The sequence below is a fragment of the Gallibacterium genomosp. 1 genome, from assembly GCF_000771875.1.
Classification (GTDB): domain Bacteria; phylum Pseudomonadota; class Gammaproteobacteria; order Enterobacterales; family Pasteurellaceae; genus Gallibacterium.
Window position 1 is genome coordinate 62932 of record NZ_JPXX01000009.1, and the last position, 24161, is coordinate 87092.

Consider the following 24161-nt stretch of genomic DNA (forward strand, 5'->3'; position numbering starts at 1 on the left):
TACTCGTCATACTGACAAGATTATAGCAAGGAGGATTTATTTTTTCTCCTGCCGAGCATAATAAAACAAGAAGAATGTTTAATTTATGCCTTAAAAGGAGTTTTTATGTCTATTTCTCATACAAATGAAATGGCGTTATTTGATAATAATGTACAAAAATACTGCCGTTTTTTTGAACTTAGTTCGCCGCAACAATTTACCCTTGAGCAATGGTATCAGGTTATTGCCCATTCCGTTCTCGAGATTGCCTCGCAAAAACCACAAGGAAAAATTGAAGAAACGCGCCATATCAATTATCTTTCTATGGAATTTCTCATTGGCCGCCTCACGGGGAATAACCTGATGAATTTGGGCTATTATGAAGCGATCAAAACCTATTTAGCCCAGTATCAGATTGAGCTAGTCGATGTTCTGGAGCAAGAGCGTGATCCTGCTTTAGGCAATGGCGGACTTGGACGCTTAGCCGCCTGCTTTTTAGATTCAATGGCAACGCTAGGGCAAGCGGCGACAGGCTACGGGCTGCATTATCAATATGGGCTGTTTAAACAGGCTTTCCAAGATGGAAAACAAGTAGAAAGTGGCGATGAATGGGGAAGAAATCAATATCCTTGGCATCGCTATAATCCAAGCAAAACCCAACAAGTGCATTTTGGCGGAAAAGTGGTGGCAATCGAGGGAGATCGCTATGAATGGCAACCCAAATTAACCATTGAAGGCAAAGCTTTTGATCTGCCGATTGTGGGCTATCAAAATGACGTAATCCAACCGCTACGCCTCTGGCAAGCAGACAGCCCACAATCTTTTGATTTAAACCAGTTTAATGAGGGCAAATTTGTCGCAGCGGAAAAAACCTTAATAAAAAGCACCGCACTTACCCAAGTGCTATACCCGAACGATAATCATCGTGCAGGACAACAGTTACGCTTAATGCAGCAATATTTCCATTGTGCTTGCTCCGTGGCGGATATTCTTTCTCGCCACTTGGCACAAGGCTTCACCTTGGAAGAATTTCCGAAACGCCAAGTGATTCAGCTTAATGACACACACCCAACCCTCGCTATCCCTGAATTAATGCGGATTTTACTTGATGAGTATCAACTCACTTGGCAACAAGCGTGGTCTATTTGCCAACAAAGTTTCGCTTACACCAATCACACCTTGTTGCCAGAAGCACTAGAACAATGGGATCAACGCCTATTCAAACAATTATTGCCACGTCACTTTAAAATTGTGGAAAAAATTAATCACCTTTTCCATCAACAAGTGAAAGCACAATTTGGCGATGATGCCAAAGTATGGGAAAAACTGGCGATTTTGTTTGATTACCGAGTGAGAATGGCAAATCTTTGCGTAGTGAGTTGTTTTGCGGTGAATGGTGTTGCTCAAATTCATTCTGATTTGTTGGTTAGTCAGCTTTTCCCAGAATATCACCAACTTTTCCCAACAAAATTCTGCAATGTTACCAATGGTATTACCCCAAGACGTTGGATCCAACAAGCCAACCCTGCATTAAGCCAGTTGCTCGATCAAACCGTCAAAGGCGATTGGAAAAAAGATCTTGAGTTACTTCACCAAGTGGAAAATGTGGTTGATGATGTCAACTTCCGCGAGGCTTATTGGCATATAAAACAGCAAAACAAAGCGGCTCTTGCCAGAGAAATTGAGCAAACGCTTAGCTTATCAGTCAATCCAGATGCGATTTTTGATGTGCAAATTAAGCGTTTCCACGAATACAAACGCCAGCATTTGAATTTATTAAATATTATCGCCACCTATCAATGGTTAAAAGATAATCCGAATAAAGATTACACGCCAAGACTCTTTGTTTTTTCAGGCAAAGCGGCACCGGGCTATTATCTGGCGAAAAATATTATTCACGCCATTAACAATGTCGCAGAGATCATCAATAACGATAAACAGATGAAAGATAAGCTACAAGTGGCGTTTTTACCTGATTATCGTGTATCGCTAGCAGAAAAAATTATCCCAGCGGCGGATATTTCCGAACAAATATCAATGGCAGGGAAAGAAGCCTCAGGGACAGGAAATATGAAGCTCGCATTAAATGGCGCATTAACCTTAGGAACCCTTGATGGAGCCAATGTTGAAATTGCTGAAATGGTAGGACAAGAACACATTTTCCTCTTTGGACATACTGTTGAAAGTATTCAAACACTATTAGCAGAAGGCTATTCGCCGAAAACTTACTATCGCAATGATCCTGTCTTAAAAAATGCGGTGGATTTTTTGGCCAAAGGCAAAGCGAGCAAAGGGGATAAAACGGCGTTCAGCTTAATGTTAGATAGTTTGCTTGAGCGAGATCCATTCCTCGTTTTCGCTGATTTTGAGAGCTATCGAAAAGCTCAGGAACGTATTGGCCAGGCTTATTTAGATCGTGATGCGTGGTTAGAAAGTGCCATTTTAAACACCGCACGGCTTGGCAAATTCAGCTCGGATCGTTCAATCCGTGATTATCAATCACGCATTTGGCTAAAAAAATAGCGTAAAGACAGAGGTTAGCACAATGAACAGATCAACCAAGCGATTTCAGCAAGCAGGCATACTGCCTTATTTTTACGATGAACGAGGGCTAAAAAAAGTTGCCAGCCTGCAAACCCAGCAGCGTTTATTTAAGGCATTTGCGGGAAATACGGGGACATATTCAGCGATGTTGCCACCAGTAAAAATCCTTTATGAAAACACACCGCACTTTTTAAAGCTCCATCGCACGGATCTCAAGCACAATGTGCAGGGCGATTGGCGGCTTCAACTGGAAAATCAGCAAGGGGAAATCAAGGGGAAAGTAAAACGTAATACCCTGCGTTTTCCTCATCATCTGCCGTTGGGTTATCACAATTTAACCTTAAAGGTCGGGACGAAAAACTATGCTTGCCGCTTGATCGTTGCCCCAAAACGCTGTTATCAACCACCAGAAATGGAACAAGGTAAAAAGCTATGGGGATCATTTATTCAATTATATAGCTTGAAATCTGAGCATAATTGGGGCATTGGCGATTTTGGCGATCTCAAACAATTTCTACGCCACATTGCGGCGACAGGGGCGGATTTCGTTGGGTTAAATCCCATTCACGCTCTTTTTCCTGCTAATCCTGAAAGTGCTAGCCCTTACAGTCCTTCATCAAGAAAATGGCTCAATATCCTTTATATTGATCTCAATACATTACCTGAATTTCAGCAAAATCCTGAAGCACAGCAATGGTTTCAGCAGCCACAAATTCAGCAAACCTTAGAAAAATTACGCACGGCAAGCCATATTCATTACACAGAAGTGATGGCATTAAAACTCAAAGGGCTACGACTTGCTTTCTCTTTTTTCCAACAACAGGCAAATTCTACTCGCCAAGCTGATTTTGAGCAATTTCTCCAACAAAAAGGGGAAAGCCTTATTATTCAAGCCACTTTTGATGCACTTCATCAACATCTCAGTGAGCAATTCCCTGAACAATGGGGTTGGAATTATTGGGCTACGCAATATCAGGATTATCATAGCGAAACGGTCGCCCACTTCCAGCAAACCCACCAAGCGAACATTCATTTTTATGCGTGGTTACAATTTATTGCGGAAACTCAGCTCAAAGAATGTAATGAACTCTGCAAAACCTTAAAAATGCCGATTGGGCTTTATCGTGATCTTGCTGTTGGCGTTTCCGATCAAGGCGCAGAAACTTGGTGTGATAAGCAACTTTATTGCTTAAAAGCCAGCATTGGTGCACCGCCTGATATTTTAGCTCCACAAGGGCAAAACTGGGGCTTATCGCCGCTCAATCCACATATTTTGCAGCAACGAGCCTATCAACCCTTTATTGATCTTGTGCGAGCCAATTTGAACCACTGTGGTGCATTACGTATCGATCATATTATGTCACTGCTACGACTGTGGTGGATTCCTAAGAATGGCCAGGCACAAGATGGGGCATATATTCGTTATCCTGTTGATGATTTGATCGCCATTCTTGCCCTAGAAAGTCATCGCCACAAAGCGCTTATTATCGGGGAAGATCTGGGCACAGTTCCGAAAGCCATCGTGAGTAAACTCAAAAACGCGGGGATTTTATCTTATAAAGTGTTTTATTTTGAGTTTGACGAACAAGGAAAAAGCCGAGATTTAGCCGATTATCCTTATCAGGCAATGACAACCTTAAGTACGCACGATCTGCCAACCATTGATGGCTATTGGCGAGGCTATGATTTTGAACTTGGACAGCGTTACGGCATTTACCCAAATGAAAAAATTTTGGCGATATTGCAACAGCAGCGTCAGGAAGCTAAAGCAAAAATTTTAGCACGCCTAACAGAAGCAGGAATTGAGCCTGATCTACCAAAAGATTTATCCTCTCCAATTAGTAAAAAATTTAATCATCAACTGCAAGCCTATGTAGGGAAGGTAGAAAGTGCATTGCTAGGGCTTCAGCCTGAAGATTGGTTAAATATGTCTGAACCCGTCAATATTCCGGGAACAAGCACTCAATATCCTAACTGGCGAAGACGACTAAGCCAGAATATCACAGAGATTTTTAATGATCCTGAAGTTCAGCAACTTTTACAGAAAATAAATACTTGCCGAAAACCGCATTAATTCTATAAAAATAGCCGATTAATCGGCTATTTTTTCAAAATGATTATTAATTTTTCAACAGACTGTTGACTAAACTCAATACTTCATTAATCTGTGCAGAAGAAAGTTTCCACTCGTGAACAAACTTCATTTTGCCGTTTTTATCCAACACCACGATCAAACTTTCTCTCTCTTTTAATTTCCACGCATTTTTCACCGCACTTTGATTATCCAGCACAATTTGGCTATACGCATTTTCTTTTTTCGTCTTTTCGGTTCAGCTTCGCACAAAAGCACTTGTGCCGCAAATGGCGTCATCGGCGTTAATGATGTTGGTGATTTGAATGTAACCTTTTGAAATGTTGAGTTTTAATTGCGTCCATTAACGGCTGATTTTCTCTTTTGCTGCAATGTGTAAAACAACACGGCTTGATACAAAGTATGAGTCGTCGAGGAAATTGTTGGGATAATGTGCCGATGGGGCGTTGGTTTAGAAGTTTTAAATATAAATGGATGTTATATGATCGTATTCAACTTCTTTTTTATGCAAAGAGAAATCGAGCGTTGATTAAAAAGTACCCATTTATCACAATCTACAAACAAAACCTGATTTTCACTAAAGCCGAATATATTAATCAAACAACGGCACAAAACTCTCTTTAACAAATCCGCCAAATCGTATAACCTTACAGCTTGAAGATTGCCAACCAATGCACAGAGCTTATGCAAAATGGACGATTTTTATAACGCGGTAAAAAATGCCTTAAAATAACACCGCACTTTACCCATAGCCGATCACGGCTTCGCTTTTGTATAATGTGAAGCCGTACTCCCGAACCATCGCAAACCGTGAACGAGGCGTGATCAAAAAATGACTGAAAGCAAAAAAGACAATGCTATTTTTAATCTCAAAGCCAGCGAAAAACTGTTACTACGGCTCATTCGCCAATATTCCCCCTCACGCAAGGAATTAAGCGCATTATCGGGTTTAACCCCTGGGGCAGTAACGCAATATTGCCGCAAACTGCTGTTTCTCGGCTTAATTAAAGAAACGGAGAAAATGGTAAAAAAACGGGGAACGCCCTCTTTTCATTTAACTTTAAATCCCAATGCTTGTTGCTCGATTGGTATCACCTTTTCAGATAACTCATTTCAGCTCGCAATCGTGGATTTTATTGGCAATAAAATTGCCAATGAACGCTATGTTTACCACAATAGCGTGCAATTTGATGAATTATGCCAACAAATTCGCACCGCACTTCAGCAACTTTTAGACAAAAAATTTCTCGCTGAAGCAAAAATTCTCGGCATCGGTTTTTCTCTTTCTGGCTACCTATTGGCCGATCAATCCATTTCCTCCCCTTGGTTTCCGTTATTACAAAATATCCCTAACTTAGCCAACGTATTCAGCGAAAAACTGGGCTACCCCTGCCATATTGAGAACAACATTAACACGGTGGCACTGGGCGAATATTATTCGGGATTATGGAATGATATTGAAGATATGGTGGTGATCAGCCTTGATTTCGGTATCGGCGCAGGGATTATTTCACAAGGTAAGCTAATCCGTGGCGGTTTTGGCAATGCGGGCGAAGTGGGCTTATTGTTCCCTTATGATGCCCCTCGCCCAAGCTGGAAATATTTGCAAGACAAACTCGGCGAGTCGCAGTTGCAAGGAAATTTAATGGAAAATCCTCAAGTGCAAAAATGGCTCGCACACAGCCAAGAGCAAATCCATTCCCTTATGCTATCTGCCATCGCGTGGCTCGATCCCCGCGTTATCGTCCTCACAGGAATGTTGCCACCGCCGTTAATCAACCAGTTGATTGACTATGTAAAACACACAAAAACAATGCAAAATTTACACCGCACTTCCGCTCAACTCTGTGCTTCCAAAATGAAGTTTGAAGATATTTCTATCGCCGCCGCCATCGTCCCAATTTATCATTTTTTGCAATGACGGATTTACTCTATTAATGTATCTGAATAAGTATTTATATACTATTTTAACTATGATGCTAAGAAATAAAACAATAAATTAAACCCAATTACCAAATGGTAATTGGGTTCAGAAAAAGAAAGATTGCTTTGAACAGCAATTACTCTTCAGAAGTTAACTTATTCTCTAATGTTTCCGGTACTAAATCCAATTTGGCCATTAACATTTGATCGTGATCTTCTTCGTTATTACCAGTTACCAATAATTTGTCACCATAGAAAATGGAGTTTGCACCAGCCATAAAACAGAGTGCTTGCATTGCTTCCGGCATTTTATGACGACCGGCGGAAAGTCGCACATAGCTGTTCGGCATTGTGATGCGAGCAACGGCAACAGTACGTACAAATTCTGTCCAATCCAATTCTTCCGCTTCCATCATTGGTGTGCCTTCCACTTTAACTAACTGATTTATTGGGACAGATTCTGGTTGTGGATCAAGATTAGCTAAACTAGCAATCAAACCAGCACGTTCTTTACGAGTCTCATTCATTCCAACAATACCGCCACAGCATACTTTCAAGCCAGCTTTGCGTACTTTGCCGAGAGTATTGATGCGATCATCAAAACGGCGAGTGCTAATGACCTCTTTGTAATGTTCCGGAGCAGTATCAATATTATGGTTGTAATAATCTAACCCAGCTTCTTTAAGCTGTTCTGCCATTCCATCTTGTAATAAACCGAATGTGCCACAAGTTTCTAGTCCGAGTTCTTTCACTGCTTTAATAATAGCGGAGACTTTTTCAATATCTTTTGGTTTAGGCCCTCGCCACGCTGCGCCCATACAGAAGCGCCCTGCACCTCGTTCTTTAGCAATTTTGGCTTTTGCCACAATATCTTCAATATCTAAAAGTTCTTCTTTTTGCACACCGGTTTGGTAACGGGCGGATTGAGGACAGTACCCACAATCTTCCGGACAACCGCCAGTTTTAATAGACATCAGTGTTGACAGCTGAATGGTTTGTGGATTGAAATTTTCACGATGAACTTGTGCTGCACGGTAGATTAAATCAAGAAATGGAGTTTCAAAAAGCGCTTCCACTTTGCATACTGACCAATATTCCACACTTGGATGTGGGGTGAGTGAAGATAGCTCAATCGTTGTTGTTGTCATATTCCTGTCCTTATCATTTTTGTAACAAAGTTCTGTATTCTAACGATTATTGTGGTGTTGCACCAAATAATTTTCAGTTATCTTGCCATTATCAATTCGAATAACGCGTTGCATAATGTTAATTACTTCGCTAAGTTGATGTGTCACTAATAATAGACATAGCTGTTTTTGACAGCAGATTTTATCAACCAGTTGCAACATTTCTTGTCGTAATTCAGGGTCAAGCGCAGAAAAAGGTTCGTCTAGCAATAAGATTGGACGATTACGTAATAAGGTTCTAGCAAGGGCAATGCGTTGTCTTTGACCACCGGAAAGTTGTTGCGGCAGTCTTGCTAAATAATGTTCTAGCCCTACTTGCTCGGCAACATCAGTGACTTGTTTTTGCTCTGTTTTATTCAACGAAAGACTTGGTTTTAAACCTAAAGCGATATTTTCGGCAACGGTGAGATGATTAAATAGATTATTATCCTGAAACAACATTGATACTGGGCGTTGATAAGGTTCAGTGAAAGTGTGATTTTCACCGTTAAGCCAGATTTCTCCTGATTCTGCATATTCAAAGCCGGCAATAAGATTGAGTAGGGTAGATTTGCCAGCACCACTGGCACCAATAAGGGCAGCTTTTTCAGTTCGAGTAAGTTGTAAATCAAAATACATTGGCATTGGTGGATAAGTGTAATGCACTTGTTTAAGTGTAATCATTGGGTCGATTCTGTTCCGTAAATAAAAAAATGAAAAAATAAAACAGCAATAATACCATTGCTGTTACAGCGGCAGCATCGTTTTGGTAATGGCCTAATTGTCGATAAAGCAGTAGTGGCAATGAAGTGAAACCATTATTGCCGAAAAGGGCAATGGCAGTAAAATCACCTAACGAAATTGCCATTGCTAAGGCAAATGCCGAGCGTAATGGACGGATTAATGTTGATCGTTCAACAATTTTCCAACGTTGCCAACCACGAAGGTTTAATGATAAACAGAGCCGTTGAAAGTTCAACATATTGCTGTAAAAAGGGGCGGTGAGCAGTTGTAAGGCGAATGGCATTGCCACTAAAGCGTTACAGAGCGCAACTAAAACGAATAACAATATTGTGCTGCTTTCCATCTCGGCGAGAAAAAGAAATAGCCCCGTTGCCAGCACTAAAGTTGGAATAGCTAAAATAATTGTGCCGATATTTAGCATCCATTGACTGCTGCGTTGCTTGCCGAGCCAATAGAGGTGGCGAGTGGTCAAGAGCAATGCAATTGTCAGCAGCAGACAGAGCAGTGCCGCAGTGGGTGCCAACAATAGCGAAAAAACAATGGCTTGCCATAACGCCGGATGTAACAACTGTTGCCATAAATGACGGGCATTTAATCCGGCAAATAGCGTTTCCAGCAGTGGAGCGACAATGAAAAGTGTTGCAGTGATTAAAATAAAATAGTGATAGCAACGTTGATAGCGGTTTAAATTGGGTAAACAGCGCGCTTGAGGTGAAGTTTCGCTTTTTTGATAACGAGCGAAACGATTGTTGATACTGAATAGGGTAAAACAGAACAGAAATTGTAAAATCGCCAATAATGCTGCGGTTTCGATATCAAAATCAAAAGTAATAGACTGATAAATTGCCACTTCCAACGTGGTGTATTTCGGCCCACCGCCCAGCGTTAAAACAATGGTAAAACTGGTAAAACAGAGCAAAAAAATCAGCCCGAATAGATTAAAACAGGTTGGACGCAAAAACGGCATTTCCACCCAACGGAAAAAGCGCCAATGACGTAAATTCAGTTGCGCCGCCAATTTGAATTGTGAAGCAGGCAGCTGTTGCAAGCGTTGATATAACACGTTTGCCGCTAACGGAATATTGAAAAAAAGATGGGCGATTAGAATACCGCTTAAACCGTAAATATCGGGAAGCTGCTGCCCGAATAGACGCAGAAATTGATTAATCCAACCATTAAAACCGTAAATACCGACAATGCCGAAAATCGCCACCAGTGCCGGTAATACATAGGTGAGCGAAAAAATTTTTAATAAAAAGGGCTTAGCAAAAAAATCAAGATAAAACAGTGATCTGGCAACAAGAATACCAAAAAACAGCGAGAAAACGGCAGATAATCCGGCTTGATAAAAACTGAAAAAGATAACTTGTTGCAGGTAATCGTTTTGCAGTAAATTTAGCCATTGTGAGAAGCGACTATGTTGTAGTAATTGTTGTAAGCTGCCGCCATAAATAATGGCGAGCAGTAATAATATGACTAAACCCGGCAACAGAAAAAGTTGCCGTTTTATTTCAATATAACGCATTATTTTGCCAACGCATTTTGCCATACAGCAAGCCATTGCTTGGTCTGTTGATGGCTGATATTTGAAGTATCAATAGTTTTTTCAGATAGTACTCGATGACGCAACTGATCATAATGTGGTTCAATCGCTGCATCGGTAACAGCAAACATCACATTACTTTGGCTGATAATATTTTGTGCTTCCGGTGAGATTAAAAATTGTAAAAATTGATCTGCTAATTTCGTTTGTTTACTTGCTTTTAATTTTGCTGCAATTTCGATTTGTAAAATATTGCCTTCGCTGAATTCTGTTGCTGCATAGTTTTGTTTCTGTTCATTTAATTGGTGATAGAGTGGTGAACTACGGTAGCTCAATACTAAATCGCTTTCTCCTTTCAAAAAGGCACCGTAAGTTTCAGTCCAACCTTTGCCGACAGTGACGGTGTGCTTTGCCAGTTGTTGCCACGCTTGTTCTACTTGATCTTGCGGATAAACCTGATTGACCCAAAGTAATAAGCCACGACCGACAGAACTGGTGCGCGGATCTTGATAGATAATGCGTAAATCCTGACGTTCAATCAATTCTTTTAGGCTTTTTGGAGGATTGCTGAGTTTTGTTTTGTCATAAATAAAGGCGAAACTACCGAAATCATAAGGAATATAGGTTTGATTTTCCCATTTTAGTGGTAAGTGGAGATTGTTTAAACTGATGTCAGTTTTGGCAAATAGCTGTGATTGATCCGCAGCTTCAATCAAGCTTTGATCTAAACCTAACACAACATCGGCTTTGCTTTTTTTACCTTCTAAACGTAACCGATTAAACATTGTGACGCTATCTTCAAATGGGATGAATTTGAGATCACATCCACATTGTTTTTCGAAAATAGGTTCTAATTTTGGTGCAGGCCCCCAATCGGAAGCAAAAGAATCATAAGTATAAACGGTTAAGGTTTCAGCATTGGCGAAAGAAATGGTACTAACGGTCAATGCACTGAGGAAGAGTGTTTTTTTTAACATAGTGAATTCCTATTTCATTATTGATAAATGCAAACAGGATTTTGAATAGCAAGCTGCTTCTCAAATCCCTCCGCTGCGACTAATCAGTTCAGGTTCGACGGGTATTATCTCAGCCTTACTTTTAGTAATGCACCCCGTTGAGAACGGCAGTTACTATACGAAATTGTAGCGATTTAGACAATGAAATTGTGAAAAGTTTATTTTTGTAAGGGCTTAAGACAGTAACTCTTGTGTATTAAAATGATAGTTTGTATAGTATATACCTATTCCATATACAAAAAGGAGGGTAAATATGAGCGTAGTGACCGCAACTGTTTTTATGAATAATAAAAGCCAAGCTATCAGAATTCCGAAAGCTGCAGAATTACCTAATACTACAAAAAGTGTAAATATCATTATTCAAGGGGATATGCGTATTATCACACCTCTTAATAATATTTGGGACAGTTGGTTCAATGATTCAAATTCTGTATCGGACGATTTTATGTTAAGTCGTGAACAACCTCAGATGCAGGAAAGGGAAGAATTATAATGTTGAAATATATGTTGGATACCAATATCGTTATTTTTACGATAAAAAATAAGCCACCACATTTGTTGCCGTTATTTAATGAAAATCAATCTATGCTTTGTATCAGCTCAATTACATTAATGGAGCTGGTTTATGGAGCAGAGAAAAGCAAAAAAACGGCACAGAATCTTGCTGTTATTGAATCTTTCTGTGCAAGATTAGCCATTTTGGAGTATGGTGAAGCGGCAGCATATCATAGTGGGCAGATAAGAGCTGAATTAGCGAAAATTGGACAACCTATTGGACCATATGATGCAATGATTGCTGGGCACGCAAGAAGTCTGGGCTTGACAGTTGTTACTAACAATATGAATGAATTTTCATGGGTAGATGGGGTGAGAGTAATAGATTGGAGTAAGCCGATGTAAAATAGTTGTCTACCGATCCTTTTATTATTGTTTTTCAAAGGTATAACAAAAAACATACACCATGATAAGCGTATGTTTTTTTATGATGGATACTGTGATTTAAGCGTTTTTCACACTATAAACTTTAAATTTTCCTGTTTTCGCAAGAACCTGATGTGTACCGAAACTGCGATCAAGCAGATCCGGATAAGGCAGAAATGCATTAGCTACAATTCTTAATTCGCCGCCACGATTTAAATGTTGCTTGGCTTCAGTGATTAAGGTTTCTACTGCTTGATAAGCAGTATTCAAACCTGAATGGAACGGCGGATTGGAGATAATTAAATCGAATTTGTCATTAATTTGTGAAAAAACATCACTGGCAATAACGGAGCCTTGCAATTGATTTTGTTGCAACGTTTGCGTTGCTGAGGTAATAGCCATTGCGTGAATATCGCTCATTGTCAGATCAATTTGAGGTGAATGGAATTTCAAATAAGCACCGATTACACCTGCGCCGCAACCGACATCCAGCACTTTTCCTTGTATAGGCTGTTGCATAGTTGAAAGCAATAAATCTGTACCTTGATCCAGTTCACTGGAGCTGAATACACCCGGCAGTGCATAGATAGTTAATTGTGGCAATTGTGGAAGTGTATATTGTTTCCACCAGTCGGATAATGTAAATTGCACCGGTTTTTGTAATTCAAAATAGTAAAGGCTACATCGCCGAGCGGAATCAATTTTATAAATATCGCCTAATTTGCCACAAAACTTCTCTGCGGATCGAACGCCTCCACGATTTTCTCCTACTAATAAAATTTTTTGTCCGATAGGTGCTTGCGACAAAATTTGAGTTAATTGGAATAGACACTCTTGTTTGTTTTTTCCCCAGTAAAAAATGATGAGAGATGCTTCTTGATAATCAGCTTCAAGCGTAAATTCAGTAGGATTTTTAGCGTGACATACATAATCAAAGTAATAACTGACTACATTAATCCGTTTGGCTAAGATACGACATTGTGATGGAAAATCATCCTGTATATTACCGAGAAAAAGTAAAGTTTCATTTTCAAACAGATTAAGGTGGCGTTGTAATAATTGGCTTTCGGGTGTGAGTGACATTGTTTTTTCTTAGAAAGTGAATTGATTGAATAAAAAGAAAGATGGAGCTAATAGAAACCCCATCGCTATTTATGATGGTTTTATTTGACACGATAACCAGCTTTAGCACCGCTATCGACATCAAGTAGGAACAGATCTGCACCACCACTACCGGCAGATAAAATCATTCCTTCAGAAAGTCCGAATTTCATTTTACGAGGCGCAAGATTGGCAACCATAATCACCATTCTCCCCTCTAATTCTTCCGGTTTGTTGTAAGCCGATTTGATACCTGAAAAAACCTGACGAGTTTCAACACCTAAATCAAGTGTGAACTTCAATAATTTTTTACTTTCTGGCACGGCTTCACATTTCAATACTTTTGCCACACGTAAATCCAATTTAGCAAAATCATCAATAGTAATAGTTTCTTCAAATGGCTCAATTTCACTGTCTGTTTCACTTATTTTTGCCGGCGCTGTTTGGGTTGCAAATTGAGCATTTTCTGCTTTTGAGGCTTCGATCAAAGCTTCAATCTGTTTCATTTCTAAACGACTAAATAATGCTTTGAACGGTGCAATTTCGTGTGCCAATAATGGAGAAGTTAAGGTTTCCCAACGCAATTCATCGTGCAAAAAGGCTTCTGCACGCTCCGCCAATTTCGGCAATACCGGTTTTAAATAGCCCATTAATATACGAAACATTTGAATACCCATTGAGCAGACCTCGTGCAATTCCTGCTGGCGATTCTCATCTTTTGCAATTATCCAAGGTGCGGTTTCATCCACATATTTATTGGCTTTATCGCATAAAGTCATAATTTCGCGAATTGCTTTGTTGTATTCACGATTTTCGTAATGTTGAGCAATTTGTTCTGCCTGTTGGCTGAATTCTTGCCATAAGGCTTGATCGTGTAGGCGAGCTGCTAATTTGCCATCGAAACGCTTTTGAATAAATCCTGCATTACGGCTAGCAAGATTAACCAATTTATTGACAATATCGCTGTTCACACGTTGTACAAAATCTTCCAAATTTAAATCTAAATCATCAATACGACCACTTAATTTTGCTGCATAGTAATAACGTAAACATTCAGGATCAAGATATTCAAGATAGGTTTTTGCTTGAATAAAAGTACCACGGGATTTAGACATTTTTTCACCGTTTACAGTGACATAACCGTGTACAAAAATATTATTCGGTTTGCGGTAACCTGCACCTTCAAGCATTGCCGGCCAGAATAGACTGTGGAAATAGACAATATCTTTACCAATAAAATGATAAAGTTCGGTGTTGCTGTTTTGTTGCCAGAAATGGTCGAAATCAATATTTTTACGATTACATAAATTTTTGAAAGATGCCATATAACCAATAGGGGCATCTAACCAGACATAGAAATATTTACCAGGTTGGTTTGGAATTTCAAAACCGAAATAAGGCGCATCGCGAGAAATATCCCACTGCTGTAAACCAGATTCAAACCATTCCATCATTTTATTGGAAACTTCGGTCTGCAACGTGCCAGATTTAATCCAATCTTTCAACATAGATTCAAATGACGGTAAATCAAAGAAGAAGTGTTCGGATTCTTTCAGGATCGGAGTTGCGCCGGAAACGACAGAACGAGGATTAATCAACTCTGTTGGGCTGTAAGTAGCGGAACAGACTTCACAGTTATCACCATATTGATCTTCAGCTTTACATTTTGGGCAAGTACCTTTCACAAATCGATCCGGTAGGAACATTCCTTTTTCTGGATCATAAAGTTGAGAAATAGTCTTGCTCTTGATAAAACCGTTTTGTTTCAATTTGTTATAAATTGTGCAGGATAATTCTTGGTTTTCCGGACTATGAGTAGAGTAGTAATTATCATAACTGATATTAAACCCGGAAAATGAAGAAATATGTTGTTGTTGCACATCTGCAATCAATTGTTCTGGCGAGATACCCATTTGATCCGCTTTCAACATAATAGGTGTACCGTGAGCATCGTCTGCACAGACGAAATAAATTTCATTACCGCGCATCCGTTGAAAACGTACCCAAATGTCGGCTTGAATATGTTCAAGCATATGACCTAAATGGATTGGACCGTTTGCATAAGGCAAGGCACAAGTAACTAATATTTGACGGCGACTGGACATAATTTTTCCTTTTGATTAATTCGTTTTTTAATTGTGAAAATAACCGCTAATGTTACTCTATTGACAGGCTATTTTCCAGTTTAACTACTACTACCAAATATGTATTAGCGCTGTTTTCGATTGATTTTACTTAACAGTTGCTTGTGGTCGTGGTTAAATAGACGAGCTAATTTAAACACTACCTAATTTAAGGACAGATAAATGCGTAGTCTTAATTTTACTTATACTCATCTTGATGAAAATGTTGTGCAACAAATTGCCGACAAATTGGAACAATTTCAACATCCTACCTTACAAAAAGATCTGCTGACACTAAAAGCAGTGAAAAAAATTAGTTGTGAAAACAACAAATTGCAAATTGAGTTAACAATGCCATTTGCTTGGAACAGCGGTTTTGCCGATTTGAAAGCATCATTAAGTGAATCGTTGGCACGGTTGGCGAAGGTTGCATCAACCGAATGGAATCTTAATTATCAAATCGCTACTTTAAAAAGAGCTAACAATCAACCGGCAGTAAACGGAGTGAAAAACATTATTGCGGTGAGTTCTGGTAAAGGTGGAGTAGGAAAATCGACAACTGCGGTTAATTTGGCATTAGCATTACAAGCACAAGGTGCGAAAGTAGGTATTTTAGATGCTGATATTTATGGCCCATCCATTCCTTATATGTTGGGGGCTGAAGAGCAACGCCCTACTTCGCCGGATAATCAACATATGACACCGATTGTGGCACACGGTTTGCAATCTAACTCAATCGGCTATTTAATGGATGCGGATAGTGCAACTATCTGGCGCGGGCCAATGGCAAGCAGTGCTTTGAGCCAATTATTGAATGAAACCTGGTGGACGGATTTGGATTATCTTGTGATCGATATGCCACCGGGAACAGGTGATATTCAATTGACATTGTCACAACAAATTCCGGTAACTGGTGCGATTGTAGTTACTACACCGCAGGATATTGCATTATTGGATGCGATTAAAGGTATCACGATGTTTAACCGAGTTTCTGTGCCAGTATTGGGCGTTGTGGAAAATATGAGCGTTCATATTTGTGCAAATTGCGGTCATCACGAAGCGATTTTTGGCACTGGCGGTGCAGAAAAAATTGCTAAACGCTACAACATCAAATTGTTGGGACAATTGCCACTACATATCCGTTTACGCGAGGATTTGGATCAGGGCAAACCGACTGTGATTGCCGCGCCTAATGATGAAATCAGCAAAGACTTTTTAGATTTAGCACAAAATGTTGCTGCTGAACTTTATTGGCAAGGTGAAACCATCCCGGCAGAAATTATGATTCGAGAAGTGAAATAGCATTGCTAAATTGACAAAATTTTTTAGAACAGATTTTAAACAGCTTTATATCTTTGATATAAAGCTGTTTTTTATGCTTTCTATCAGGATATGTTTAAAAAATTGAGAATTTTAAACATATTTCGTTAATATGTAGATTGGATAAACATATTTTGACAGCGAATCGAAAAAGAAAACCTACGAGGAGGTTAGGTTAGATTAGATATTTTTAGCAAAAGCTAATAAAGTATTTTCTTCGGTTCGATTAATATGGTTGATATTGAACTTATCAAAAGTCCGTTTAATAGTGTCAATCACATTGATTTTATTAGCTGTGTCAGCAGTATCCAATGCAAAGAGGATATTTTCTTTTTTCAATAAACCCTCTTCATCTGCTCGATTGATTTTAGATATCCAATTATCACAATGCTCAATCATATTCGGGCTTTCATCCTGGTCAAAAGCTAATGGTTTAACCGCTTTTAAGATTTCTTTCTGATCTTTATTTTTTAAAGCAAGCGGAAGGATGAATTTGGTTAATTCTCCTTTTACTGAATGTTGTTTGTAATTCGACAGAATAGCATCATTTTCAGCTTTAAAAATCGTTTTGAAGTGTTTCACCATAATTGTTTCTTGATTATCGGATTTAATGCCAGATAAATGAATATATTTAGTATATAAATTATTAAAATAGGCTTGTGGATCATCAACTAGACCAACTGCTGCATTGCTGTATTGCACAATACCTTCCTTAACATCAACATAATGATGAAAGAAAGTTGCCATTTCTTGTGGAGTTAAATTGAATACTTGAGAGGTAATATGTTGTAATTCCTCATTTATGGTATCTCTTATGCTATTAAATATATTACTACGATAAAAAAAATCGTTCACACGCTTATCATTTTTAGCAACAAGTTGATAGCTCAGTTTTTGTTTCTCAGGTTCACACATCAGTAAGCCAACATTAACGAATTCACCTGTTTCAAAGTAAGGTCGAAACCTCACAAAACTATATAAAATTGGTTGTTTCATTCGATGTTGCTCCAGTAATCTTTGTTAGTTATGCGGTTTAGTAGTGTATGTATCTTATTAATATAATTATCAATTTTTTTAAATTCTTCTTCATCTACTGGAAACCAGTCATCAGGTATGAGTTTATAAATATGATTAAAGTCCTTTAGAATGTCAATAGCTCTATCTGTAAATAGCTGTTGATCAACAAAATCTAATCTCCACATTCTATTTTTAGGAGCAAAAATATGCTCATCGAATGCAGAAATTTCTTCGTCAAAAGCAAGATTATGATCTATTACGAGTATTTTCTGTTGCTGTTCCTCCATATCAGTTCTTTCTTGAATGAAAGAAATTTTCCTCATTGATATAATCTCTTGTTTAAGAAAATCTAAATTTTGGTTTTACCACTAATTTTAGTGTCATTATTTATTTAAATGCATGGTTTGCTTTTTATATTCTAATAACATCGCATAAAATAAGACAGTTAAAAAGAAATAGAACATATTGCCTGAATTATGTGCAAAAAAGACTTGTGTTAATCCGTAAGACATTACTGAAGTGATATGAATAATACCGAGTGTTGCTAATAATCTAACTTCTAAATTATCTTTATTTTCTCGATAAGCTTTAAAGAATTGCCATAGTGGAAATAAAAATACAGCAAGAAGGGATAATAATCCGATAACACCTCTTTCTAAAGTATCATTGAGAAATTGATTATGGGAGTGTCCATATTGTCCATCGTGCTCACTTATAATACCTTGTTTTGCTTGTTGTGCTCGCTTGGTATCAGCCCCTTTATCTCCCCATCCAAAGAGAGGTTTTTCTTGAATAGCTAATAGTCCAGCCTTCCAAAGTTCTAATCTAGGAGATACAGAACCGTCATTTGGTAAGTTAGATAACTGACGATTTGACAAAATATTGGTTATTTGTTGATAAACAATTTCTATTCGTGATTTTATAGGAGTATTCATTGAAATAATTAAACTAAATGCCACAAGAAAAGTTAGAATACATCCTATAATTGCTTTTTTAGAAAAGATGGTTCTATTTAAGTATAATAAGATTAAAAGAATAAATGGCGAGAGTAGCCAACCTCCACGAGATAGACTGAAAAGGCTTCCTATGACTCCTCCAATTATGCCTGTTACACATAAAATGCTTAAAAAATTTAATTTCTTATTCCAACTATAAAAAAATATAGCAGCACAGAACATACCTAATGACATAGAAATATCACCGAATTGGATAGGCATTTGATATGAAAATTGGAAAGCTCTATTATAATGTAAGATATTAACCTGATAAAAAGAGAATAATCCTGAAATTATTCCGCCTAAAGGAATAACATATAACAATAACTGTAATTTAATCGGATAATTTTTAAACAAATAAAAGACAAATAAAAAAGTTAATGCTCGGCTTGGGCCATCAAGAATTTTAGTGGAATCTTGGTGAATTAACACATCAAGTAAATAGATAAAAAAGTAAAAACAAAAAGCAACAACAAAAGCATAGCAGCTTGAATCAAGGAAGCATTTTTCTCTGGCTCTAAAAGCATAAAAAATAAAAAGTAATAAACCTACAGTAGCCAGAACAACACCTGTACCATATGCTTTAGGAATAATAACAAGAGCAATAAAAAAGTAAGCAACAGATAAATTTAAAAAAAATGAAATAGAACGGTGAAAAGTAGGGGGATTAAACATAATAATATCTTCAAAAATATATAAAATTTAATTAAGAGTAGTTATCTTCCCCCCCCCCCTTGCCATTTAAAACAAGGGGAGTATGGAGATCAACGACTACGGAAAACGATACGACCTTTGCTTAAGTCATAAGGTGTCATTTCAACAGTTACTTTATCACCGGTAAGGATACGAATATAGTTTTTACGCATTTTACCGGAGATATGAGCAGTTACCACATGCCCATTTTCCAATTCAACACGAAACATTGTGTTTGGTAAGGTTTCCAAAATGGTACCTTGCATTTCAATACTATCTTCTTTTGCCATGTTTCCTCTAATAGTTAACAACTTTATTGATAATTAAACAAAAAGCTACCGAAGTAGCGCTTTAAACGGCGTAATTATACACATATTTTTAATATATATGCATTAAAAATTGGAGAGAGTTATTGAAAAATGCAATTAAACCTGTGACTAGAAGTCGCTGATATCCATTTCTTTTGTACAAAAAATAATCTCAAATAATCGATTTTTAACTAAATAACTTGAAAATAATCAATTTGTTGCCAGTAAAATCGCTATTTTTCCAAAGTAGGATATTACGACACGATACAATTTGATAACTTTTATAAATTGTTGATTTACAATTATATTTACCCCCCCCCTAGACACTTTTTAAGTAATTTGAATATATTGAAATGGCGTCATACTTCTTTTACAATATGCAAAAATTTTTTATCAAGAATAGTTCAAAATGGAAAATCAACGACAACTAAGCTCATCAGATGAAATAGATCTTATTGAATTCATTATACTTTTATGGAAAAAGAAAGTTATCATTATTGCAACAACTTTCATCTGTGTGGTGATAGTAGCAATTTATGCTTTTACCGCTAAAGAACAGTGGACATCAAAAGCAGAAGTAATCGCACCTAATGCTGTTTCATTAAATAACTATCTAACTATCAGACGTGAATATGCTCGTATTTTAGGTAGTGATTTTGATGTAAACAGTTTATCTAATAGCCTTTTTTCAAAATTCAATCAATTACTTTATTCATTGGATGAGAGAGAAAATTTCTTATCTCAAACGGAAGTGTACAAATTAGAAAGTGTCGGTAAGGATAAAGAGCAGCAGCGAGTCATTTTAAATAAATTAGTGCGAGAAAATATCACTATTACTAAACCAGATGAGAAAAAAGATTCAAAAGCATTATGGGGGGGGGTACAAGTGAGTTTTTCCGCAGAAACACCAGCATTAGCTCAAGATACATTAAAAGCCTTCATAAAGCAGATTAGTCAAGAGTCATTAGATTACAATTTTAAGTCTTTTCTAATTACTTATAATGAAAAATTAACTGATCTTCGTTTTGAGCTTAACCAAATTAAACAAAATGTCGATATTCAACGCAATGTACAGTTAGAAAATTTACATCGAGCTTTGGATACAGCAAAGCGGGCAGATATTAAAGATTATTCAAAAATATCTGGTGAAGTAGAGAATAATTTATTAAATATAATTAGAGCAGATACCTCTATTCCTTTATCTGAATCTCCACTATCAGATAATCCATACCTCTTCATTTTAGGAGAAAAATATATTAGTGCGCAGATTAGTGCTATAAAACAAAACGATATCATTTACCCACCAAAATATTATCAGATTCAAGAACAGATAACGAAATTGGAAGCATTAGCTCAAAAATTTAAAGAAGGGAAATTGGAAACAAATGCTTATACTTATCTTTCTTCACCGGATTATCCTGTGGTTAAAGATAAGCCGAAAAGATTGTTAATTGTAGTAGCTGGTATGTTAATTGGTCTTATTTTATCAATTATTTATGTGTTAGTAACAAGTGCGTTTATTTCAAGAAAAAAAGAAATAAATTAGTAATGTTGAGAACAGATTATGCTGAATAATATTTTAAGTCTACACCGTAGTGTAAAAAGAGTTATTTCAATAATCATTGATATTCTTTTTATTGTTAGCTCCTATTTTTTAGCATTAGGAATTAGGCTTAATTTTCATGAAGAAGTGATAAAAACAGATAACTGGTATATTGTTTTATGTGTCAGTGTAATCTCTATTTTGACATTTATTCGTTTAGGTTTATATCGTGCAGTTCTTCGTTTTATTACCATTAAATTTACGCAAGTTGCTATTGTTGGTACGGGGGTATCAACAGCAGCATTGTTATTAGTAACATTTGCGTTTCAATTTAATTTACCAAGAACAGTTCTATTCTTATACTTTGTTTTCTTGTCTATTTTTGTTGTTTGTACTCGTTTTTTATGGCGTGCAATGTTGAGTTATGATCGTCATGATAAGACAAGAGTAATTATTTATGGGGCAGGAAGTTCAGGAAGACAGTTGCTGACAGCATTAAATCAAGCATCAAATTATTTAGTGGTTGGTTTTGTTGATGATAATAAAAATTTACATAGAACAGTAATGCACGGTATTACCGTATATAATCCAAAATCATTAGACAAATTAATTGAGAGCAGAAATGTAAAAAAAATATTATTAGCAATGCCAAGTGCAAGCCAGACACAACGTAAAAAGATTATTAATCGGATTAGTAAATATAAATGCGAAATTCTAACAGTTCCGGGAATGGAAGATATTGTTAGTGGTAAGGCACATTTAACTAGCTTAAATCAAATTTCGATTTCCGACTTATTAGGAAGAGATATTGTTAAACCAATAGACACTTTATTGAATCAAGATATTAAAAATAAAGTTGTTATGGTAACTGGTGCAGGTGGATCAATTGGTTCTGAATTATGCCGTCAAATTGTTAAGCAACAACCTAGAAAATTAGTTTTGTTTGAGTTGAGTGAATTTTCATTATATCAAATTCATCAAGAATTATTACAAAATGATAATGTTAGAACAGAAAAAATTGAATTAGTTCCGTTATTAGGTTCGGTACAAAGGAAACATCGCTTAGATATTATTATGCGTTCATTCCAAGTGGAAACAGTATATCATGCTGCAGCTTATAAACACGTTCCATTAGTGGAGTATAATGTTGTTGAAGGTATTCGTAATAATATTTTTGGTACTTTATCTTGTGCTCAAGCAGCTATTGAAGCAAAAGTTTCTACATTTGTTTTAATTTCTACAGATAAGGCTGTGCGCCCAACTAACATTATGGGAACAACTAAACGAATGGCTGAATTAGTGTTGCAGGCTCTTGCTAGTAAACAGAATACAACTCGTTTTTGTATGGTTCGTTTTGGTAATGTGCTTGGTTCATCAGGTTCAGTAGTGCCATTATTCAATAAACAGATTCGTGAAGGTGGTCCAATCACATTAACGCACCGAAGGATTACTCGTTTCTTTATGACCATTCCTGAAGCAGCTTCGCTAGTGATTCAAGCAGGTGCTATGGGAAAAGGTGGTGATGTGTTTGTGTTGGATATGGGAGAACCAGTCAAAATTTATGATCTAGCGGTAAAAATGGTGAATTTAAGTGGGTTGACTGTTAAAAATGAAAAAAATCCCGATGGGGATATTGAAATTCAAATAACAGGATTAAGACCGGGTGAAAAATTATATGAAGAGTTATTGATTGGTGAAAATGTTCACGGCACTACACATCCAAGAATAATGTCAGCAACAGAAATTATGATTGAATGGGATAAGTTATCAGTTATTTTAGAACAATTGGATAAACTATGTGCAGAATATAAGATTGATGAGATTAGAGAATTATTAATGAAATCATCAACAGGGTTTAATCCGACAACGGAGATTTGTGATATGGTATATCGCAAATTGCATTAATAGATAATAAAAATAAAGGATAAAGTAATGAAAATCAGTTTTTCTCCTCCGGATATTACAGATTTAGAAATCAATGAGGTTATTGAAGCATTAAAAAGTGGTTGGATTACAACTGGTCCTCGTACTAAAACATTAGAGCAAAGACTTGCGTCATATATGGGAATAAAAAGGGGTGTTTGTTTAAATTCGGCAACAGCTGCCCTAGAATTGATTCTTAGAGTTTTGGATATTAAAGAAGATGATGAGATTATCACTTGTGCATATACTTATACAGCAAGTGCAAGTCCAGTTGTTCACATAGGAGCTAAACTGGTTCTCGTGGATACAGCACCTAATTCGTATCAAATGGATTATGAGGCTTTAGAAAAAGCGATTACTGAAAAAACTAAAGTCATTATTCCTATTGATATAGCTGGTGTACCTTGTGATTACGATAAGATTTTTGATATTGTTGAACGTAAAAAATCGCTTTTTAAATCATCAAATGATTTACAAGCGAAAATTGGACGTATAGCCGTAGTGGCTGATTGTGCCCATTCTCTTGGTTCTATATGGAGAGATCAAATGACAGGAGCTATTGCAGATTTTAGCAGTTTTTCTTTCCATGCAGTAAAAAACCTTACAACAGCAGAGGGAGGATATGCTACTTGGCGAAGTATTGATGGTGTTGATGATGAAGCTATTTATCATCAATTTCAACTTTTATCTCTACATGGACAAAATAAAGACGCATTAGCTAAAACAAAATTGGGTGCTTGGGAATATGATATTCAAGGTTGCTATTATAAATGTAATATGACGGACATTTGTGCTGCGATTGGCTTAGCTCAATTTGAACGTTATCCATTATTATTAGCTAGACGTAAAGAAATTATTGGCAGATATATAGAAGGACTAAAAGGATGTAATGTGGAGATTCTCCCTCATTTTACAAAAGATTATACGAGCTGTGGTCATTTGTTTTTAGTTCGCCTAATTGGGAAAGACGAACATTATCGCAATCGATTTATTGAAAAAATGGCAGAAGCAGGCATCGCTACGAATGTACACTATAAACCACTTCCAATGCATACAGCTTATAAAAATATGGGATTTTCGATAAATGATTATCCTAATTCATATAATCAATATTGTAATGAAATAACATTACCATTGCATACTCAGCTAACAAATGAGGAAGTTGATTATATTATTGAAAAATTTAAGAAAATTTTGAGTGATTAGTATG

At 37.0% G+C, this 24161-nt stretch carries 18 protein-coding genes, 2 pseudogenes and 1 riboswitch; of the genes and pseudogenes, 9 read left to right on the top strand and 11 right to left on the bottom strand.

The window, feature by feature from the left end:
* Positions 1-105: 105 nt before the first annotated feature.
* Positions 106-2502: a glycogen/starch/alpha-glucan family phosphorylase gene (gene glgP / locus JP36_RS03545; RefSeq protein WP_039172004.1), complete on the top strand. Its 2397-nt coding sequence runs from the start codon at positions 106-108 to the stop codon at positions 2500-2502.
* A gap of 22 nt (positions 2503-2524) precedes the next feature.
* Positions 2525-4597: a 4-alpha-glucanotransferase gene (malQ, locus tag JP36_RS03550; protein WP_039172009.1), complete on the top strand. Its 2073-nt coding sequence runs from the start codon at positions 2525-2527 to the stop codon at positions 4595-4597.
* Between the two features lie 46 nt (positions 4598-4643).
* Here the strand turns inward: malQ and JP36_RS11295 are convergent.
* A pseudogene (locus tag JP36_RS11295) lies at positions 4644-4937 on the bottom strand (YtfJ family protein).
* Positions 4938-5447: 510 nt separating this feature from the next.
* Between JP36_RS11295 and JP36_RS03565 the strand changes: the two are divergent.
* On the top strand, positions 5448-6536 hold the full coding sequence (locus JP36_RS03565; RefSeq protein ID WP_039172018.1) for an ROK family protein: 1089 nt from the start codon (positions 5448-5450) through the stop codon (positions 6534-6536).
* A gap of 139 nt (positions 6537-6675) precedes the next feature.
* Here JP36_RS03565 and bioB read toward each other — a convergent pair whose 3' ends face one another.
* Genes bioB through thiB form a run of 4 tightly spaced genes read right to left on the bottom strand, consistent with a single transcriptional unit; the run spans position 6676 to position 10968 of the window.
* Complete coding sequence (gene bioB, locus JP36_RS03570; protein ID WP_039172023.1) at positions 6676-7686, bottom strand: biotin synthase BioB; 1011 nt, start codon at positions 7684-7686, stop codon at positions 6676-6678.
* A gap of 39 nt (positions 7687-7725) precedes the next feature.
* Positions 7726-8388 (bottom strand): thiamine ABC transporter ATP-binding protein, encoded by a 663-nt coding sequence (thiQ, locus tag JP36_RS03575; RefSeq protein ID WP_039172026.1) that lies wholly within the window; start codon positions 8386-8388, stop codon positions 7726-7728.
* Positions 8375-9997: a thiamine/thiamine pyrophosphate ABC transporter permease gene (gene thiP / locus JP36_RS03580; RefSeq protein ID WP_039172029.1), complete on the bottom strand. Its 1623-nt coding sequence runs from the start codon at positions 9995-9997 to the stop codon at positions 8375-8377. Before thiP ends, thiQ begins: the two co-directional genes overlap by 14 nt.
* Positions 9973-10968 carry a thiamine ABC transporter substrate binding subunit gene (gene thiB, locus JP36_RS03585; protein ID WP_039172031.1) on the bottom strand — a complete coding sequence of 332 codons (996 nt, stop codon included), beginning with the start codon at positions 10966-10968 and terminating at the stop codon, positions 9973-9975. The genes thiP and thiB overlap by 25 nt, the downstream gene beginning before the upstream one ends.
* Before the next feature lie 47 nt (positions 10969-11015).
* Positions 11016-11115, bottom strand: a riboswitch (TPP riboswitch).
* A gap of 145 nt (positions 11116-11260) precedes the next feature.
* Between thiB and vapB the strand changes: the two genes are divergently transcribed.
* Together vapB and vapC are read left to right on the top strand one after the other, a co-directional pair.
* Positions 11261-11500, top strand: a complete 240-nt coding sequence (gene vapB / locus JP36_RS03590; protein WP_039172034.1) for a type II toxin-antitoxin system VapB family antitoxin — start codon at positions 11261-11263, stop codon at positions 11498-11500.
* Complete coding sequence (gene vapC, locus JP36_RS03595; protein WP_039172037.1) at positions 11500-11907, top strand: type II toxin-antitoxin system tRNA(fMet)-specific endonuclease VapC; 408 nt, start codon at positions 11500-11502, stop codon at positions 11905-11907. Before vapB ends, vapC begins: the two co-directional genes overlap by 1 nt.
* A 99-nt stretch (positions 11908-12006) precedes the next feature.
* Here the strand turns inward: vapC and rsmC are convergent, their stop codons facing one another.
* Positions 12007-13011 carry a 16S rRNA (guanine(1207)-N(2))-methyltransferase RsmC gene (gene rsmC, locus JP36_RS03600; RefSeq protein WP_039172039.1) on the bottom strand — a complete coding sequence of 335 codons (1005 nt, stop codon included), beginning with the start codon at positions 13009-13011 and terminating at the stop codon, positions 12007-12009.
* 80 nt (positions 13012-13091) lie between these two features.
* Positions 13092-15134: a methionine--tRNA ligase gene (gene metG / locus JP36_RS03605; protein ID WP_081964331.1), complete on the bottom strand. Its 2043-nt coding sequence runs from the start codon at positions 15132-15134 to the stop codon at positions 13092-13094.
* Between the two features lie 201 nt (positions 15135-15335).
* On the opposite strand from metG, the gene apbC reads away from it, so the two are divergent.
* Positions 15336-16454, top strand: a complete 1119-nt coding sequence (gene apbC / locus JP36_RS03610) for an iron-sulfur cluster carrier protein ApbC (RefSeq protein WP_039172045.1) — start codon at positions 15336-15338, stop codon at positions 16452-16454.
* A gap of 198 nt (positions 16455-16652) precedes the next feature.
* Here apbC and JP36_RS03615 read toward each other — a convergent pair whose 3' ends face one another.
* From JP36_RS03615 to infA, 4 genes and pseudogenes are all read right to left on the bottom strand, one after another.
* Positions 16653-17468, bottom strand: a complete 816-nt coding sequence (locus JP36_RS03615; RefSeq protein WP_039172047.1) for a DUF3037 domain-containing protein — start codon at positions 17466-17468, stop codon at positions 16653-16655.
* Positions 17465-17773 (bottom strand): annotated as a pseudogene (locus JP36_RS03620) (HipA family kinase); the annotation flags it as partial. The gene JP36_RS03615 and the pseudogene JP36_RS03620, both read right to left, overlap by 4 nt.
* 99 nt (positions 17774-17872) lie before the next feature.
* The gene (locus tag JP36_RS03625; RefSeq protein ID WP_039172050.1) at positions 17873-19159 is read right to left on the bottom strand and encodes an O-antigen ligase family protein; all 1287 of its coding nucleotides are present in this window, start codon (positions 19157-19159) and stop codon (positions 17873-17875) included.
* Between the two features lie 89 nt (positions 19160-19248).
* A complete protein-coding gene (infA, locus tag JP36_RS03630; protein ID WP_013746899.1) occupies positions 19249-19467 on the bottom strand; it encodes a translation initiation factor IF-1 in 219 nt (72 codons plus the stop codon).
* Positions 19468-19894: 427 nt separating this feature from the next.
* Here infA and JP36_RS03635 point away from each other — a divergent pair, with 427 nt between their 5' ends.
* Genes JP36_RS03635 through JP36_RS03645 form a run of 3 tightly spaced genes read left to right on the top strand, consistent with a single transcriptional unit; the run spans position 19895 to position 24157 of the window.
* Entirely contained in the window at positions 19895-21031 is a 1137-nt protein-coding gene (locus JP36_RS03635) for an LPS O-antigen chain length determinant protein WzzB (protein ID WP_039172054.1), read from the top strand.
* An 18-nt stretch (positions 21032-21049) separates the two neighbouring features.
* On the top strand, positions 21050-22933 hold the full coding sequence (locus JP36_RS03640; protein WP_081964332.1) for a polysaccharide biosynthesis protein: 1884 nt from the start codon (positions 21050-21052) through the stop codon (positions 22931-22933).
* 27 nt (positions 22934-22960) lie between these two features.
* Entirely contained in the window at positions 22961-24157 is a 1197-nt protein-coding gene (locus JP36_RS03645; RefSeq protein ID WP_039172059.1) for a DegT/DnrJ/EryC1/StrS family aminotransferase, read from the top strand.
* Positions 24158-24161 lie beyond the last annotated feature (4 nt).